General features: G+C 36.3%; 17 protein-coding genes. 10 read left to right on the forward strand and 7 right to left on the reverse strand.

Annotated elements, in window-relative coordinates:
- The first annotated feature begins 54 nt into the window (after positions 1 to 54).
- A complete protein-coding gene (gene sltY, locus J3U56_RS08485) occupies positions 55 to 1,995 on the forward strand; it encodes a murein transglycosylase (protein ID WP_267367353.1) in 1,941 nt (646 codons plus the stop codon).
- Positions 1,996 to 2,006: 11 nt separating this feature from the next.
- On the forward strand, positions 2,007 to 2,291 hold the full coding sequence (gene trpR, locus J3U56_RS08490) for a trp operon repressor (protein WP_218056877.1): 285 nt from the start codon (positions 2,007 to 2,009) through the stop codon (positions 2,289 to 2,291).
- Between the two features lie 22 nt (positions 2,292 to 2,313).
- On the opposite strand, the gene robA is transcribed toward trpR, so the two are convergent.
- The 3 genes from robA to J3U56_RS08505 form a co-directional block, all read right to left on the reverse strand.
- Complete coding sequence (gene robA / locus J3U56_RS08495; protein WP_065634442.1) at positions 2,314 to 3,228, reverse strand: MDR efflux pump AcrAB transcriptional activator RobA; 915 nt, start codon at positions 3,226 to 3,228, stop codon at positions 2,314 to 2,316.
- Between the two features lie 85 nt (positions 3,229 to 3,313).
- Positions 3,314 to 3,889 (reverse strand): Fe-S biogenesis protein NfuA, encoded by a 576-nt coding sequence (gene nfuA, locus J3U56_RS08500; RefSeq protein ID WP_267333970.1) that lies wholly within the window; start codon positions 3,887 to 3,889, stop codon positions 3,314 to 3,316.
- Positions 3,890 to 3,998: 109 nt separating this feature from the next.
- The gene (locus J3U56_RS08505; protein WP_267367355.1) at positions 3,999 to 4,670 is read right to left on the reverse strand and encodes a phosphoribosyltransferase family protein; all 672 of its coding nucleotides are present in this window, start codon (positions 4,668 to 4,670) and stop codon (positions 3,999 to 4,001) included.
- Positions 4,671 to 4,921: 251 nt separating this feature from the next.
- Between J3U56_RS08505 and J3U56_RS08510 the strand changes: the two genes are divergently transcribed.
- A complete protein-coding gene (locus tag J3U56_RS08510; RefSeq protein WP_416380325.1) occupies positions 4,922 to 5,488 on the forward strand; it encodes a peptidylprolyl isomerase in 567 nt (188 codons plus the stop codon).
- Positions 5,489 to 5,550: 62 nt separating this feature from the next.
- On the opposite strand, the gene pepB is transcribed toward J3U56_RS08510, so the two are convergent.
- The gene (gene pepB / locus J3U56_RS08515; protein ID WP_267367357.1) at positions 5,551 to 6,831 is read right to left on the reverse strand and encodes an aminopeptidase PepB; all 1,281 of its coding nucleotides are present in this window, start codon (positions 6,829 to 6,831) and stop codon (positions 5,551 to 5,553) included.
- Between the two features lie 102 nt (positions 6,832 to 6,933).
- On the opposite strand from pepB, the gene J3U56_RS08520 reads away from it, so the two are divergent.
- Together J3U56_RS08520 and ftnA are read left to right on the forward strand one after the other, a co-directional pair.
- Positions 6,934 to 7,704 (forward strand): tyrosine-protein phosphatase, encoded by a 771-nt coding sequence (locus tag J3U56_RS08520; protein ID WP_267333941.1) that lies wholly within the window; start codon positions 6,934 to 6,936, stop codon positions 7,702 to 7,704.
- A gap of 92 nt (positions 7,705 to 7,796) precedes the next feature.
- Positions 7,797 to 8,315: a non-heme ferritin gene (ftnA, locus tag J3U56_RS08525; protein ID WP_065634437.1), complete on the forward strand. Its 519-nt coding sequence runs from the start codon at positions 7,797 to 7,799 to the stop codon at positions 8,313 to 8,315.
- Between the two features lie 50 nt (positions 8,316 to 8,365).
- Here the strand turns inward: ftnA and J3U56_RS08530 are convergent, their stop codons facing one another.
- Entirely contained in the window at positions 8,366 to 9,004 is a 639-nt protein-coding gene (locus J3U56_RS08530; RefSeq protein ID WP_267333942.1) for a 4'-phosphopantetheinyl transferase family protein, read from the reverse strand.
- A gap of 76 nt (positions 9,005 to 9,080) precedes the next feature.
- Between J3U56_RS08530 and metC the strand changes: the two genes are divergently transcribed.
- Together metC and tilS are read left to right on the forward strand one after the other, a co-directional pair.
- Positions 9,081 to 10,298 (forward strand): cystathionine beta-lyase, encoded by a 1,218-nt coding sequence (gene metC / locus J3U56_RS08535; RefSeq protein ID WP_267367359.1) that lies wholly within the window; start codon positions 9,081 to 9,083, stop codon positions 10,296 to 10,298.
- 32 nt (positions 10,299 to 10,330) lie between these two features.
- Positions 10,331 to 11,617, forward strand: a complete 1,287-nt coding sequence (gene tilS / locus J3U56_RS08540; protein ID WP_416380330.1) for a tRNA lysidine(34) synthetase TilS — start codon at positions 10,331 to 10,333, stop codon at positions 11,615 to 11,617.
- Positions 11,618 to 11,701: 84 nt separating this feature from the next.
- On the opposite strand, the gene J3U56_RS08545 is transcribed toward tilS, so the two are convergent.
- On the reverse strand, positions 11,702 to 13,891 hold the full coding sequence (locus J3U56_RS08545; RefSeq protein ID WP_267367363.1) for a heavy metal translocating P-type ATPase: 2,190 nt from the start codon (positions 13,889 to 13,891) through the stop codon (positions 11,702 to 11,704).
- Positions 13,892 to 14,089: 198 nt separating this feature from the next.
- Between J3U56_RS08545 and J3U56_RS08550 the strand changes: the two genes are divergently transcribed.
- Positions 14,090 to 14,410 carry a winged helix-turn-helix transcriptional regulator gene (locus J3U56_RS08550; RefSeq protein ID WP_267348853.1) on the forward strand — a complete coding sequence of 107 codons (321 nt, stop codon included), beginning with the start codon at positions 14,090 to 14,092 and terminating at the stop codon, positions 14,408 to 14,410.
- An 83-nt stretch (positions 14,411 to 14,493) separates the two neighbouring features.
- Here the strand turns inward: J3U56_RS08550 and suhB are convergent, their stop codons facing one another.
- A complete protein-coding gene (gene suhB / locus J3U56_RS08555) occupies positions 14,494 to 15,297 on the reverse strand; it encodes an inositol-1-monophosphatase (RefSeq protein ID WP_267333946.1) in 804 nt (267 codons plus the stop codon).
- A 460-nt stretch (positions 15,298 to 15,757) separates the two neighbouring features.
- Here suhB and J3U56_RS08560 point away from each other — a divergent pair, with 460 nt between their 5' ends.
- Complete coding sequence (locus J3U56_RS08560; protein WP_267367365.1) at positions 15,758 to 17,458, forward strand: ShlB/FhaC/HecB family hemolysin secretion/activation protein; 1,701 nt, start codon at positions 15,758 to 15,760, stop codon at positions 17,456 to 17,458.
- A gap of 148 nt (positions 17,459 to 17,606) precedes the next feature.
- A partial coding sequence (locus tag J3U56_RS08565; RefSeq protein WP_267367368.1) for an ESPR-type extended signal peptide-containing protein occupies positions 17,607 to 17,865 on the forward strand: 259 nt, incomplete at its 3' end.

The following is a 17,865-nucleotide window of genomic DNA, read 5'->3' on the forward strand; positions in this document are numbered from 1 at the left end:
AATAACGCTAAAATATGCTAATCTAATAAGCTAATATGCTACCGGAGTTAAAGGATGAGTTTAGTATTGCGTTCTTTTTTATTGATAACTTTACTAATAGCCAATAGTAGTTTTGCAAGCAATGCTCAGACTAACTTGCGAGCTAGCTATCAAAAATGGACCAATTCTTATCAATCATTAAGTTTTGAAGAACAACAAGCTTTGCTAAACGAGTTAACAACTTATCCTCTTTATCCTTATGCTGCTGTACAATTTTTGCAAAGTAATATTAAAGTTGTTTCACCCGAATTAGTCAGAAATTTCATCACGCAATATAATGACTTTCCGTTAACTTCATCATTGATACAAGCTTACCTGGCAGAATTGACTAATCGTCAAGATTGGAACACGATTGTCAATTTTCCACAAGATGGGTCACCTGCAGCAAATTGCCGAAATCTCTATGCCCAATTACAACAAAATAGTAATAATGAGTCCATTTACAATGAAATTGAATCATTATGGATGACAGGCAAAGAACTGCCTTCAGCCTGTGACTCGCTAATTAATGCATGGTCACAAACCGGTAAACAGACCGGAAATATGATATTATTACGCATCGAACTCGCCCTTGAGTCCAACAACATAAAACTGGCACGATATTTAGCAAACACATTGGATAGTAGTTATCAAACTACAAAAAGTCATTTACTTGCTCTATTTGATAATCCACAAAAATTAAGTGAATTTTCAAAAAATATTACAGCGAGTAAATTTACTAAAAAAATTGTTCTTGCTTCCTTTGCACGTTTAGCTAAAGCTGATATGAATTTGGCCGAAGCAATTTTACCAAAACTTATTGAACAACAAGCACTAACTGAAGAAGAGCAAATTGTTTTACAAAAAAGCTTGGCTGATCGTTTCTTTAATGATTCAGCAACGCAGCAACAAATTGAGTGGCGTGATAATTTTATTGCCAAAACACATGACACGCCATTAGTTGAAAAACGTATCCGTGTCGCGATTGATAACAACGATTTTAAAGATATCGCTTATTGGTTAACGCAGCTTGATCCAAAAGATCAGTTGAAAGACGATTGGCAATATTGGCAAGCACGTGTGCTACTTAACAATAATCAACGAGAACAAGCCCATACCATTTTACAAACATTAAGCAATAATCGAGGCTTTTACGGTATGATTAGTGCACAAACACTTAATCAACCTTATATACTTGTCAATTTATCACAAGACCTTTCAGCTGCAGAACGTAGCAAATTAAATACTCAATATGACACTCAAGCCTTTATTGAAAGGATTAATGAATTACGTTTTTTAGGCATGATATCAGAGTCAAACCGTGAATGGCGATATGCATTAAGGAATCTACCCAATAATGATTATTTACAGTTAGCTAGATACGCTTACCAAAAAGGATGGGGCGATCTCAGTATCCAAGCAACAATCTCAGGAAAACTATGGGATAATTGGACAGAAAGGCTCCCAATTATGTATCAAAACTTATATAACAATGCATTAAAAGACAAAGTTATACCGCTTTCTTACGCATTAGCTATCTCGCGCCAAGAAAGCGCACTTGATACCACAATACAATCTCCCGTCGGTGCAAGTGGTTTAATGCAACTTATGCCGGCAACAGCTAAAGATACAGCTAAAAAAATGGGGTATGTAACCTATAACTCCCCTGCTCAATTATTTGATCCCGAAATCAATATACAACTTGGAACTTACTATCTAAATAGTGTCTATTTACAAAATAATAATAATCGTATTTTATCCTCTAGTGCTTATAATGCCGGCCCTAATCGTGTAAAAAAATGGCTTAATAAAAGTGGCGGCAAACTTGATGCTGTCTCATTTATTGATAGTATCCCTTTTACCGAAACCCGTAATTACGTGAAAAATGTATTAACTTATGATTACATTTACAAAACCATTTTAAAGCAAGAAAACGTAGGGATTTTAACCACAATTGAATTTAACCAACAATATTAATGACGAACAAGATGAAAAATAAAGAATGGCAACAAACCGTTGAAATATTACATCAAGCATTTAATGATGGCTATTCGCTTGATATATTAAAACTCCTATTAACTGCCGATGAACGAGATGCATTAATTACCCGAGTAAAAATTGTCCATGCTTTGTTAGATGGTTCAATTAATCAGCGTCAATTAAAAGAACAGCTTGGCATTGGTATTGCCACTGTCACTCGTGGTTCAAATAGTCTAAAAGAAGCATCGCCTGAATTTAAATATTGGTTAGAACAAAACTTATTAAATGACTAGTAAAAAAGGGAATGAAACAATTTTATCCACCATTTTTTTGGCGAATTTCATTTTCAGTAATGACGGGCACACAATAATCACACTCAATGCGTTGAAGATTTTTGACTGATTTAACCGAATCATCATGCAAATTATGATGAATTTCAATTAAACACCCTGAACGTAAACGAACTTTTAATGCAGGCATAGCAGCCAAGTGGACTTGCGAAATAAAATCTTTAAAATTTTCTGGTGGTCCGAAATATTTAAAACAAAGATACAATCCACCTTCACTTACAAATTGTTCAATATGTTCAAGGTTATTATTGTGTTCTAATGCAATAGTATAAAAAAGTTCTTGCTCATTGGCATTATCTTTACTTTTTAGTATTCGATTAAATGCATAAATTCTTTCTGGCAACGCTTCATTTTTATTAGCATAACGCGTTAAATAATTATGAAAAAATTGCACTCTTAATTTAATCTCTTCATCTAATAATTTACTTAGATTACAGTTATTTTTATAAGTAATTCCCCAAAAAGTCTGTTTAGGCATAGTGACAAATGTGGGTTCAGGCAGCGACAATCGCGTCTTATTGAGTTCAATGGCTGGCGTTAATCCAGTTGGATCCCAATATTCACTACGCCTATAACTTGCCGGTGTTTCATTAAATTGTTTTTTAAATGAACGGGTAAAAGTTTGTTGGGAATCAAAACGATATTGCATTGCAATATCTAATATAGGTTTACTGGTCATTCGTAAAGAAAGTGCAGCGTAAGTTAACCTTCGATGACGAATATAAGTACCAAGCACTTGACCGGTTACTTCTTTAAACATTCGTTGTAAATGCCATTTAGAATAACCTGATTTTTGCGAAACATTATCTATAGATAATGGCTGCTCCAGATTTTTCTCAATCCAAACGATAAGATCTGAAATAATACTAACTTGATTCATAAAACCCCATCATAAAGTGAATTGGCAAACAGCATTTGATTATGACTTAATCTTAGCAATAAGCAAGATTAAATTAGAAATTATTTTAACAATAAGAGTGGCTTCCGGCTTGATGTTCAGTAATATCTTTCACCCCTGCTAATTCTGGAAATTCGGCCAGTAACTGCTTCTCGATTCCTTCTTTTAAGGTATAATCCACCATCGAACAACCATTACAACCTCCACCAAATTGTAATATGGCATAATTATCTTCTGTCAACTCAACCAAGCTCACATGACCACCATGGCTAGCAAGTTGCGGATTAACTTGAGCTTGAATCAGATAATTAACGCGCTCGATTAACGGTGCATCATCTGCAACTTTCTTCATTTTTGAGTTTGGTGCTTTTAATGTTAATTGTGAGCCAAGTTCGTCGGTTACATAATCAATCACTGTCTCTTCCAAAAATGGAGCACTGATCTCATCAATGTAAACAGAAAAACCATCTTGCTTTTCTTCAATATCACTCTCTTCAACAGTATCAGCGGGACAATATGACACGCCACATTCCGCTGTTGCGGTACCAGGATTGATAACAAACACCCGAATTTGTGTTCCATCCGCTTGATTAGCAAGCAATTTTTTAAAATGCTGTTGAGCTGCTTGAGAAATGGTAATAATAGACATAAACCCCTCACTTTGATGCCGGTTATTTAATGAATAATTATGAGCATCACTGATTATAATAGTTGACTAACTCTGTTGGTTATTATAGGGATTGTTTATGATTTTACAATACTGTGCGACATAAACAAATGACTTGAACACTTATTGCACCGCAGTTTTTCAATTGTTGACTAATAACATTTACAGTATTGGCGGTAGTGACTATATCATCTATCAGCATAACAGATTGATTAGTAAGATCTTCCCGACAAAAATAGAGGGTATCAACATTATCAATTCGTTGTTGCAATGAAAGTGTTTTTTGATCTAAAGCTCGCTGTTTACGATATAATAAATGCGGATAAAAATCACGACCTAACCACTTAGCAATGGGGTTAGCCAATAATTCGGCTTGATTATAACCACGAGACCAATATCGTAAATGATGTAACGGGACACATGTCACTAAATCGGGTTTCATTAACCCGTCTGCTTCTCGTTGTTGATACCACGCTAAAAACATCAATCTAGCTAATGCTAAAGCAAATTCAGTTTTATGATAAAACTTTAACTGGTGAATAAGTTTTTTCAATGGATTAATATAATCACTCACTGCTATAAGCTTGTCATACTTTGGTTTATTGTCTCGACAACGGTAACAGATCTCAGTAAATAAAGAGTGTGGTAAGCAACATTGCTGACACACTTTATTTAACTTAGGTAAATTGTTCACACATTGACAACAAATGCCATGATGGCTTAAAGCTAATGGCATATTACATAAAATACAACGCATGAGTTCTCATTCTATTTCAAAATACAATTCAACAAAATAAATGTGGCATTTAAATGTTTCTATTTAATTAAAGCTATGTGAAGAATGCTAATAGTTAATTAAAGATAACAACTTTAAATAAGTCATACGATATAGAACAGTATTATTGTGAACTAAAACTCAAATTTTTATCTTATTTTACATATTTGTCATTTAAAATAGTTTAATATTCGGTATAATCTGCCAACTAAATTGGATAAGGAATTTAATATATGAATAAAATCAAAATGTTATTTGCTTCATTGTTGTTAACAATGGCTGCTACTTTTGCTTATGCTGATACAAAAGTACTATTACAAACCAGTATGGGTGATATCGAAATTGAATTAGACAGCGAACATGCGCCTATTTCTAGCAAAAATTTTATTGATTATGTCAAAAGCGGATTTTATGAAAATTTAACTTTCCACCGTGTTATTCCTGGCTTTATGATCCAAGGTGGTGGCGCAGATGATCAATTAAAATTCAAAGATAATACTACTCCAATTCAAAATGAAGCAAATAACGGTCTAAAAAATGATCGCGGCACTATTGCCATGGCAAGAACCAGTGAAATCAACAGTGCAACTAGCCAATTTTTTATTAACCTAGTAAATAATGATTTTCTTAATTATCAATCACCAGAAAAATATGGTTATGCAGTATTTGGTAAAGTAATTAAAGGAATGGATGTGGTTGATAAAATTGCCGCGGTACCAACTAAACGTATGGGACCTCACCAAAATGTTCCTGTTGAACCCATTTATATTAAAAAAGCAATAGTGGTTGAAGACAAATAATTTATCCCACTTTAAATATCTAAAATATAAAAAAACCACTCTTACAGTGGTTTTTTTCAATCCTAGTTAAGTTCACTTAATAAATGTGCTATGGCGCGAACACCTACTCCGGTTGCCCCTGTTGCCCATAAGGAAGTAGCACTTTTACGAAATGTGGCTGAGCAGTCAATATGTAACCAGTTTTGTTTATAATTTTTTATAAAATGCGATAAAAATGCCGCTGCGGTGCTAGCACCTGCGGTATTAGGTAAGCCAGAGTTAGCCATATCGGCAAAAGATGAAGGAAATTGCGAACGATGAAATTCAGCTAACGGTAATCGCCAAAATGCTTCGTGTTCGGTAGTCGCACTTTCAATTAGCCGATTAGCAAATGAATCATCGAATGATAACAAGGATTGATAATCGTTACCTACAGCAATTTTTGCAGCGCCGGTTAGCGTGGCACAATCAATAATATAGTGTGGTTTATCATTATCTGCGCAAATTAATCCATCAGCTAACACTAAGCGTCCTTCCGCATCTGTGTTATCAACCTCAACAGTTTTGCCATTACGATAATGAATAATATCGCCTAATTTAAAGGCATTACCACTGACTAAATTATCCGCACAACATAAATAAAGCTTAATACGGTGTTGTACACCACGAGCTATCGCTAATGCTAACGCGCCACTCACCAATGCAGCTCCGCCCATATCAGCACGCATTGATTCCATAAAACTGCTTGGTTTTAAACTATAACCACCAGAATCAAAGGTAATACCTTTACCCACTAAACAAGCAATAATCGGTGCTTTAGGATCTTTGCTCGGATTATAATCAAGTTCAAGCAATGCAGCTGGTCTATCCGAGCCTTTGCCAACAGTATAAATTCCCATATAATCTTGTTCTTTTAAGGCTTCGCCTGAAATAATTTTATAAGTTACATCAGATGAATACGTACTAATTAATTTTGCACTTTGTGTTGCTAATTCAAGAGGACTTAAGGTTTCGGCTTGCTGATTAACAATATCGCGACACCAATCAATAATATCCAAACGATATTTAAGTTCTGTTTTTTCTTTGCTATTGAGTTTTGCCCACGTCACTTTATTGTTTTTTTTGGCATTACGGTAACCTAACCAAAAATGCCAAGACGCTTCTAAATCCCAACCCTCTCCTGTCAGTTTCACCGCTTTAATGCCTTGATTATCCAATTTACGCCCTGCTCGCTGAATTGCACCTAAGCGATGTTCCGACTTATAGTGTATTGTTATAGCATCATCAGAAAAGCTGAGTAAGGCATCTTTGCCCCACTGCGCTTGAGCCGGTTCATTTGAAAGAAAAATAGATAACATCGACATATTAAAAACCTCATTGATTATCAAACAACAAAACATTGACTTAATTCTAATCAGAAACATGTTAATATAGCAAGCGAAGTTAAGAATAAATAAGGAGCGGTAATGACATCAGTTATCCCTATCAAAAACAGTATCAATTTTCGTGATTTAGGTGGAATCAAGACAACCGACGGCCGTCAAATTCGATCGGGGTTGTTATACCGTGCTGGTGACTTTTCTCGCTTAACTGAAGATGAAAAAAACATTTTATCTAACCAATTAAAGCTTCATCATATTTTAGATTATCGTGATCAGCATGAAATCGATCGCTGTCCCGATAATTTATGGGCTAATACTCAATATATTAATGTCCCGGCTAATCCATTAAGTAACGAAATTACTGCAAGTTTAACTAGTGATTATGATGATATCTTTATTTTAAAAAAATATTCACCATTTGATTTTATGGTAAAACTTTATCAGTTACTTCCATTTAATAATCAGGCTTATCAACAATTAATCTCACTTTTACTTAACGCTAATGGTAAACCATTAGTTCAGCACTGTGCAGTTGGTAAAGATAGGACCGGCATTGGTGTCGCGCTAACACTTTTTGCATTAGGCGTGAGTGAAGAAGATGTCATGCAAGACTATCTATTTACTGAACAATGCTTACAAACTTTTCGTGAAGAAACACTTAATCAATATAAAAATAAATTTACGCAGGAAGAATTAGACAAGTATAAAATCATATTTTCTGCCAAAAAAGAGTTCTTAACTGCTGCTATAAATGAAATTAAACAGCGTTATCAAACCATCGACAATTGGTTAGCCAAAGAGTACCAATTAGATGAAAAGCACAAAAAAAACCTACAACAAATTTATTTAGTTTAATCAATTTAAACCAATTAGCTAAATCGCTAAGGTTTATATAATAACCACGTTTAAAAAGTGGAATAATAAAATAGCAATGAGAGGAAAGTCAGATGTTAACAACACAAATGGTCAAAAAACTTAATGACCAACTGAATCTAGAATTTTATTCTTCAAATCTTTATTTACAAATGAGTGCATGGTGTGATGACCAAAATTTTCCCTCTTTTGGAAAATTTTTACGAGATCATGCCGGTGAAGAGCGCAAACATATGGAACGTTTGTTTGATTATGTTCTAGATTGTGGTTCACTTGCATTAATTGGAAAAATTGATGCACCAGAAGCAAAATATAAATCGTTACTCGATGTATTTAAAGCAGCCTATCAACATGAATTGACCATTACCAAAGCAATTAACTCACTGGTCGATTATGCCCTTACTCAAAAAGATTTTTCAACTTTCAATTTTTTACAATGGTATGTATCAGAACAGCATGAAGAAGAAAAGCTATTTAAAACCATTGTTGATAAACTAGAATTAGTAGGCGAAAATAAACGTGATTTATTCTTTATGGACAAAGACTTTAATAAAACCTTAAGTGAGTCAGGATTACTCACCACAAACGAATAATAAAATATTTGTAATAACTGTTACCCTAAAAGGGTAACAGATTATAATAATTAGGATTTTACAACAATATTGGTAATAGGATTATCACAATTAACCGCAAGATGAACGCCTGACAGCTGTTGATAATGAAAATAGAAATGCTGTCCAAAAGGGGCGCAAATAGAGTGACGTTCTAAATTAACATTGACTGATTTTATTTGCCAAACGCCTTTAGCATAAAGTTTTAATGCCGATTCTTTCAATGTCCAAAGCTGCCAAAAAGCTAATAATGTATCTTCTTGGTTAATCATCCATTGGTACTCTTCATCAGCAAAACAATGTTTAGCGACATTTAGGTAATTTTTTCGCGGCCTGTCTACCTCAATATCGACGCCCACCTTTCCTGACAATGCAACCGCTACAGCAACCCAATCCCCACTATGACTAATATTAAAATCAGGAAACGAGCAATCTAAAAAACGAGGTCGACTATTATCGCCAATGACCATTTCGGGTAAAATATCGACACTATAATGTTGTTTGAGTAACTGCGCTAAGATTGAACGACAAACTAAAAATTGCCTTTTACGTTGGCCATGCAATTTATTTGCATAATCAACAATTTGCTTAGGTAATAACGAAAAATCGATGATTGCATGATTTAGGTTAGCCAGTTGAGTTATTAGCATTATCAGAAAACAACTATTCATAAAAATTATTTTTTACTATTTTAACAGCATGCTATGCTAACTGTTATTAAAATTTATCCCTAACTTAGGATTGATCATGTCATTACCAACAAAATTAGTTCATGCAGGACGAAAACAACGCTATACCCAAGGTGCAGTAAATACCGTTATTCAACGAGCCTCTTCATTGGTGTTTGATACTCTTGCAGCCAAAAAAGAAGCGGCAGAAAATCGTACAAATGGTGCACTATTTTATGGACGACGTGGCACATTAACCCACTTTGCTCTGCAAGATGCCATGATTGAAATTGAAGGTGGAGCTGGTTGCTATCTTTACCCTTGCGGTGCTGCTGCCATTGCTAATTCAATTCTAGCTTTTGTCAAAACTGGGGATCATATCTTAGTATCCGAGGCAAGTTATGAGCCAACCCAAGAATTTTGTGAACATATTTTAAAAGATATGGGGGTTGAAACTGATTACTTTTCCCCTTTAATTGGCCGTTATATTACCAACCATATCAAACCTAATACCAAAGTGGTATTTTTAGAGTCACCAAGTTCAATCACTATGGAAGTTCAAGACATACCGGCAATTGTTAAGGCCATTCGAAGTGTTAATCCTGAAATCACCATTATGATCGATAATACATGGGGTGCTGGGATATTATTTAAAGCATTAGAACATGGTATTGATATCTCAATTCAATCAGGCACTAAATATCTTATTGGGCACTCAGATGGCATGTTAGGGACTGCTGTTGCCAATGAGAGATGTTGGGATAGATTACGAGAACGTTCTTATTTAATGGGACAAATGTGCGATGCCGATACGGCCTATATGGCGGCGCGTGGATTACGTACCTTAGCGGTGAGACTTAAACAACATCATGAAAATGGCTTAAAAGTTGCTAAATGGCTTGCTAGTCACCCGAAAGTGGCAACCGTTAATCACCCTGCACTTGAAAGTTGCAAAGGACATGAATTTTTCAAACGTGATTTTAGTGGTGCAAGTGGTTTATTTTCGTTTGTTCTCAAAGACCGCTTAACCGACATACAATTAGCTGATTTTTTAGATCATTTAAACCATTTTACCATGGCGTATTCATGGGGAGGATTTGAATCATTAATTTTAGCAAACCAACCTGAAGAATTAGCAAAAATTAGACCGGTATCAGGTGTCGACTTTACTGGCACATTAATTCGTCTGCATATTGGTCTTGAAGATCCTGATGATTTAATTGCCGATTTAGCTGCTGGTTTAGATAGAATAAAACTTGATAAAATCAAAACTACTGCGCTAACAAGCTTAATATAATTCACTGTAATATGAACAATACACACAACCCAATGCTTGATGACGTAATAAAACAAACCGTTTTACATCATTTAAAAGGCAGTAATGCACTACTGGTAGCTTTCAGTGGTGGCGTCGATTCGACGGTATTACTGCATGTATTGGTAATGTTGAAAAAACAGCTTTTACCCAATTTACAAATTAGGGCTATTTATATTCATCATGGTTTAAGTCAAAATGCCGATAACTGGGCAAACCATTGTGTACAACAATGCCAAACATGGCAAGTACCTATAATTATTGAAAAAGTGAAGCTTGATGATATGAACAAGAATATCGAAGAACAAGCTAGAGAGGCCCGCTATCAAGCAATTCATCATCACTTAAAAAGTTACGAAATGCTCTGCACAGCCCAACATCTTGATGATCAGTGCGAAACCTTTTTATTAGCCTTAAAGCGAGGTAGTGGTCCTGCTGGACTCTCTGCTATGCCCATCGAAAATGGACAACATCTTCGCCCATTATTATCGATATCACGCAAACAAATAGAAACTTATGCGAATCAAAATCAACTAACTTGGATAGAAGATGAAAGTAATCAAGATGACCATTACGATCGCAATTTTTTACGTTTAAATGTTTTACCAATTATCAATCAACGTTGGCCACATTTTCCGCAAATGGTCGCTCGAAGTGCCGAGTTATGCCAACAACAAGAAGCCTTAATTAACGAGCTATTACTGTCCGAGTATCAACAAGTGATCACCGTTCAAGGTCAGCTACGCTTAAAACCCTTGTTTGATTATAGCGAATATAAACGCAATGCTATTTTACGAATGTGGCTTCGGCAACAACAAGTTATCATGCCAAGCCAAAAACAGCTCACGCTAATTTGGCAAACTGTTGCGCAAGCGAAAGACGATGCCAATCCACAATTTATTTTGCATAATAAACAAATCCGCCGTTACCAAAACCAACTCTACCTGTTGCCACTATATCAAAATATTGAACAACACGTGCTTAAATGGGATTTATCGTCATCGTTAGTCTTACCTGATCATATTGGTGAATTACACGCCAATAATAAGCACAACTTAAATTGCCGCTTACCTCGTGCCGACGAAGATGTAACTGTGCGCTTTCATGCACAAGGACAGCTAAAAATTGTCAATCGTCAGGGTTCAAGAGCAATCAAAAAATTATGGCAAGAGCACCATATTCCACCTTGGATGCGAACCCGCATTCCTTTAGTTTATTATAATGAACAGATAATTTGTGCCGTCGGCGTATTTATTACTGAACAAGGAAAAGGATCGCAAATCCATTTTAGTTTGACGTAAATGGTCAATATGCAGACAAACAAACCTATTGCCAGAAAATGACCCGATTAGGCGGCATAAACGACCGCCTTAATTCAATAACCGTTATTGGTTATCGGCTCTCGCTTTCCAACGTTTAAGCAGTAATGCATTTGTTACCACACTAACGCTACTTAAAGCCATGGCAGCACCTGCAATCATTGGATTTAAAAATCCTAAAGCAGCTAATGGAATGCCAATTAAATTATAGAAAAACGCCCAAAACAGGTTTTGTTTTATCTTATTATATGTTCGACGCGAAATATCAATGGCATCAGCAATAAGGTACAAATTACCACGCATTAATGTAATACTCGCCGTATGCATAGCAACATCGGTGCCCGTTCCCATAGCAATGCCAATATCTGCGGCTGCCAATGCAGGGGCATCATTAATACCATCGCCGACCATGGCAACTAAATTATTATGCTCACTATGGCTCTCTTTCTGTAATTGATAAATATAGTTTGCTTTATCTTGCGGTAAAACTTCAGCAATCACTTTATCTAAACGCAACTGCTGCCCGACATAATTAGCCGCTTGCTGATTATCGCCAGTTAACATAACACTGGTAACATGCAATTGATGTAATGCTTCAATTGCATTTTTGGCTTCAGGTTTAATGACATCAGAAAAACCAAATAAAGCCAAAATTACGACCTGATTTTCTGATTGTTGTTTAGCCAAAAATGAAATAGTGTAACCTTTACCGGTAAGTTCATTGATTTTATCATCCATATTCACAAAATAGGCATTTAACGATTTCATCCAGCGTAAACTACCTAAATAGTATTCGGTATTATCAATCATTGCCATAATCCCTGAACCAGCTACTGAGGTAATATTCTGAGCATAATTATCGTGCTTAGCTTTAGATAACATCGCTTTAGCTAAAGGATGTTCACTCCCCGCTTGCATTGATGCCGCAATTGATAAAATCTGCTCGGGTGTTTCAGTACCGACGACGTCAATTTCCACTAATTCAGGTTTACCTACTGTTAACGTACCGGTTTTATCAAATGCGATCGTATTAATATTGTGCAGCGTTTCTAACGCTTCGGCATCTTTAATTAAAATCCCCTGACGAGCCGCTGCTCCCGTTCCCACCATAATCGCAGTAGGTGTTGCCAATCCTAAAGCACATGGACACGCAATAACCAATACGGCAACGGCATGAAGCAAGGCTTGTTGCCAATCATGATAAATTACTCCCCAAAACAGCAAGGTTACCAACGCAATAATCAAAATCACCGGTACAAAAATCGCACTGATACGATCTACAATTCGCTGGATTGGTGCTTTCTTAGCTTGGGCTGATTCAACCATATTTATAATTTTTGAAAGCATTGAGTCAGCTTGAATTGCGGTAGTTTTCACTATCAGCAACCCTTCACCATTAATTGTCCCCCCAGTAACAATATCATTAATGGATTTAGTTACAGGAAAGCTTTCCCCTGTTAACATCGACTCATCACTACTGGATGAACCTTCAATAACAATACCATCAACAGCAATACGTTCACCGGGTTTAATCACCACAATATCATTTACTTTTACCTGGTCGATAGGTACATTCACTTCTTGGTTACCTTGCCTGACTAATGCCATCTCTGGTCGTAACGCTGAAAGAGCTTCAATTGCTTGGGTTGTTTGATGCTTCGCTCTTAACTCTAACCACTTACCAATCAAAATTAAGGTAATAATCACCACTGATGATTCAAAGTAGAGGTGATCATAATGACCACTAATAAGCTGATATAACGACAAGCCATAAGCGGCACTGGTACCAATTGCGACTAATAAATCCATATTACCGGTTAATGCTTTTAACGCATTAAACCCACTACGATAAAACTTACCACCTAGTCCAAATTGCACAATCGAAGCAAGAATAAATTGCAACCAAGCAGGTAGCATCAAATTAATGTCAAACGGTTCAAGTAACATAGGGATGACAAAAGGTACAGACAAGATAATAGACAAAACAATAGGCCAAAGTGAAGCTTGCTTATCAACATCTTTATGGTGCATTTGTTGATCAGTAATTTTTACCGCATGATATCCGGCATTGTCCACAGCTGACATGAGTGTGTCTAACTTAACATTCGAATTTGCATTAACGGTTGCTTTTTCAGTCGCAAGATTCACACTAACATCAATGACACCATCAATCTTTCTCAGCGCCTTTTCAACTCGACTAACACATGATGCACAGCTCATATCCTCAACAAAAAAATGGTATTCGACAGTTTTCATTTAACACATCCCTTAATTTTTGGTGTGGTACATATTGTAGTATTAATTATCCTTTTAACAAGAATGCACTTTTTTGATATATACTACCCAAAAAGATACTATCAAGATAATTAAGTGAAAAATAAATCAATCAATAAAAGCTGCTGTGAAAACAAACATCAAACAATAACCTATTGCCCTGTTGATGCCACCATCAATATGATTGGTGGTAAATATAAATCGCTCATATTATGGAAACTTATGGCTAAAACTACCTTAAGATTTTCTCAGTTACGTAAGGAAATCCCTACGGCTACAGCTAAAATGCTAACCCAACAACTACGCGAACTTGAATCTAATGGCTTAATTCATCGACAAGTTTTTCCAGTGGTACCGCCTAAAGTTGAATATTCTTTAACAAACTTTGGCAAAAGCATTAAACCAGTACTTGAATCAATGTATATATGGGGCAGTGACTATTTAAACAATCAAGGTTTACACGTTAATTGTTCAATGACGTCATTAGATGACGCAAAATAACTAAAATGACTTTTTGTAGTTGATGACTAGTATAAAGCAAAATGCAAGGCTACAACCCTGCATTTCGAATAAAGAAAGTACAATTAATTACGCAAATTTTCTGGCCAATCGTTTTGGGTCGAAACTAACAAATCTTTGACCACACGAGGATTACCCGCCACAATATTGCCCGAAACCATATAATTATTGCCACCAGCAAAATCGGTGATAACGCCACCTGCTTCACGTAAAATTAACTCGCCTGCGGCAATATCCCAAGGTTTTAAGCCAATTTCAAAAAAGCCATCTAAACGGCCTGCTGCTACATAAGCTAAATCTAACGCGGCAGACCCACTACGGCGAAAATCACCACATCTTACAAATAATTTTTGCAATACCGCAAAATAACTATCACTATATTGTTTAACTTTAAATGGGAAGGCCGTTGCGAGCACACTACCCTCAAGGTCTTTAGCATTGCTAACACGAATACGATACCCATTAAGCTGTGCACCTTTACCTCGCGCCGCGGTAAACAGCTCATTACTCATAGGATTATATACAACGGCAATTTCTGTTTTACCTTTAACTCGAGCCGCAATAGAAACTGCAAAATGTGGGATATTTTTAATAAAATTGGTCGTACCATCAATTGGGTCAATTATCCACTGCGTATCGGCATCACTACCTTTAGCTAAACCACTTTCTTCAGCAATAATCGTATGATCAGGATACGCTTTTTTGATTGTTTCAATAATAAGTGATTCAGCAGCACGATCTGCATTAGTGGCAAAATCGTTAGCACCTTTAGTATCAATTTCGATTGAACTTGGGTTTTCATAAGCCTTAATGGCAACATTACCTGCTTTACGAGCAGCACGAATAGCAATATTAAGCATCGGATGCATAAATTTTTTTCCAATTGATGATGTTAAAGAACGGAGTGTTTTAGTAAAACTCTATAGAGTGATACCAATAATGACGGCATAGTATAAAGGTTTTGCCGCTTTATTGCCAGAATATGTTAGGGTTGATAAATAAAATATTAAAAATCACAAATTTTAATGCTAGCGTGAAATGTGAGGAAGGATGTGATATAAAATCCAAAAGTTCCCAACGAAAAGCATTTTTATTTCGATTAACAATCCCTTTTCAACTCCAATAACAAACGCATTATTTAACTTTTTATTTATTGGTTTGATTTAAATTCAGGACTTTATATCTCAATCAACTTATCAATATTTACATAAAAATTACAGTAAAATCACAAACATTTACACAGAATTTACAACTTGTGTATACATATCAGTTATTACCCATTAGTATGCCAAACATGGTTTTATGTGTCTATTTTGTAGCGTTGTGATTATGTGTTTTTCTGTAAAAAATCTTGTATTAACGGCAGTCATTACTATTTCGCCGTCTTGTTTATTATTCGCCGAGCCGCCACCGACAAAAGTCATTAGTGATGAGCAGCTTATTCATCAACAAGAGCGAGACAAAGCTCTACAAGAAACATTGACACCCGCCACTCCCGATATCCGTTTATTACCGCCATCAACCCACACAGGTGAACTTAATTTTCCCACTGAATCATTATGTTTTGTTATCAATCAAGTGCAGTTACTTGAGCGGGATAAATTACCCTGGTTTATTCCCTTAAATAAATTAGCAAAACAAGCTGAGCACCACTGCTTAGGCTCTGAGGGTATAAATTTATTGATGAAAGCAATACAAGACAGACTCATTAGCTATGGTTATATCACCACGCGAGTGGTGGCACCGGAACAAGATTTGGCAAGTGGTAAGTTGCAACTATTATTGGTTGAAGGTAAAACCCGGCATATTTATTACAGTGATGATAGTGATAACTATGCCCAGCTTTATACAGCTATGCCAGCACGGGAAAATTATCTTCTGAATTTACGGGATATAGAGCAAGGACTTGAAAATTTACAACGATTACCGACAGTGAGTGCTCAAATGAAGTTAGTGCCGGGTGATAAACCGGGCGAAAGCGATATTGTTATTAGCCGCAAACAGAGCAAGATGTGGCGATTGGGATTGTCGGTTGATGATTCAGGGACTAAAACAACAGGGCGAGACCAAGGCGGGGTGACATTTTACTTAGATAATCCCTTATCGCTCAGTGATTCCTTTTATGCCTCAGGTGGGCATGATATTAATGGAAAAGGTAAATATGGCTCACGCAACTATTTGCTGTCTTATTCAATTCCGTTTGGTTATTGGTCGTTAAGTGCATCTTTATCGGGCAATAAATATCATCAAAATGTAGCAGGTGAAAATCAGGATTACCAGTACAGTGGTCGCAGCCGCAATGCCAATATACAACTGAGTTATGTGCTGCATCGAAATGAATCACAAAAGACCACATTAAGTTATGGACTAATGTTACGCCAATCACATAACTATGTCGATGATACCGAGATTGAAATCCAACAACGAAAAACCACAAGCTGGCAATTGGGCATTGCTCACCGGCATTACATTGACAATATTACCATCGATGCGGGTGTTACTTACCAAAAAGGAGTTCGTTGGTTTAATGCAAAAAAAGCGCCGGAAGAGTACAACCCGGAAGATAACAGCAGCGCCTTGTCAGATATTTTCTCAGTTAACTTTTCTACCAATGTCCCTTTCACCTTAGGTGAACAGCACCTTCGTTATCGTTTAGATTATCAGGGGCAATATACGCGTGGCTCACACTTAACTTCACCAGACCAGTTTTCGATTGGTGGGCGCTGGAGTGTTCGGGGCTTTGATGGGGAGTTAACATTAAGAGCGGACCGCGGTTGGTATCTTCGTAATGAATTAGCCTGGCAAGTTCCCTTTAATCATGAAACCTATTTAGGTCTTGATACCGGTGAAGTATCGGGTGGTAAAAGTGAGTATTTGCTAGGGCGGCATTTAACCGGTGGTGTACTGGGATTACGGGGAAACAATTATGGTTTTTACTATGACCTGTTTGCCGGCATGCCAATTCGCAAACCGAAAGGCTTTCAAACCAATCCGCTGGCATTAGGCTTTAGTGTGATGTGGAATTATTAGGTTGAATAACAAGATGTACGTTGTGTTATGTGTATAACTAATGGTGAATAAATAAAAAACACAAAAAATAAAAATAAAAATAAAAATAAAAATAAAAATAAAGATAAAGATAAAGATAAAGATGAAGATAAGGAATAAGGAATAGATTATGAATAAGCGCTTATACCGAATAATTTTTAACAAAAAACGTAATATGCAAATGGTGGTTGCTGACATTTCGAAAACAGCAAATGGTCAGGCAAAAACCACCACAGATACGCAACAAACAGCGATTGAATCTATTTTTGCAACGCTCAAACCGATAAGCTTATTCGTATCTATATCGCTGGGTTTTGTCACGCTGACTTCGCCGGTTTATGGCAGTCAAATAGTGGCGGATAATCAGGCGGGCCGCCACCAACAACCGA

The organism is Gilliamella sp. B2824, from assembly GCF_026536245.1.
In the GTDB taxonomy this organism is placed as follows: Bacteria; Pseudomonadota; Gammaproteobacteria; order Enterobacterales; family Orbaceae; genus Gilliamella.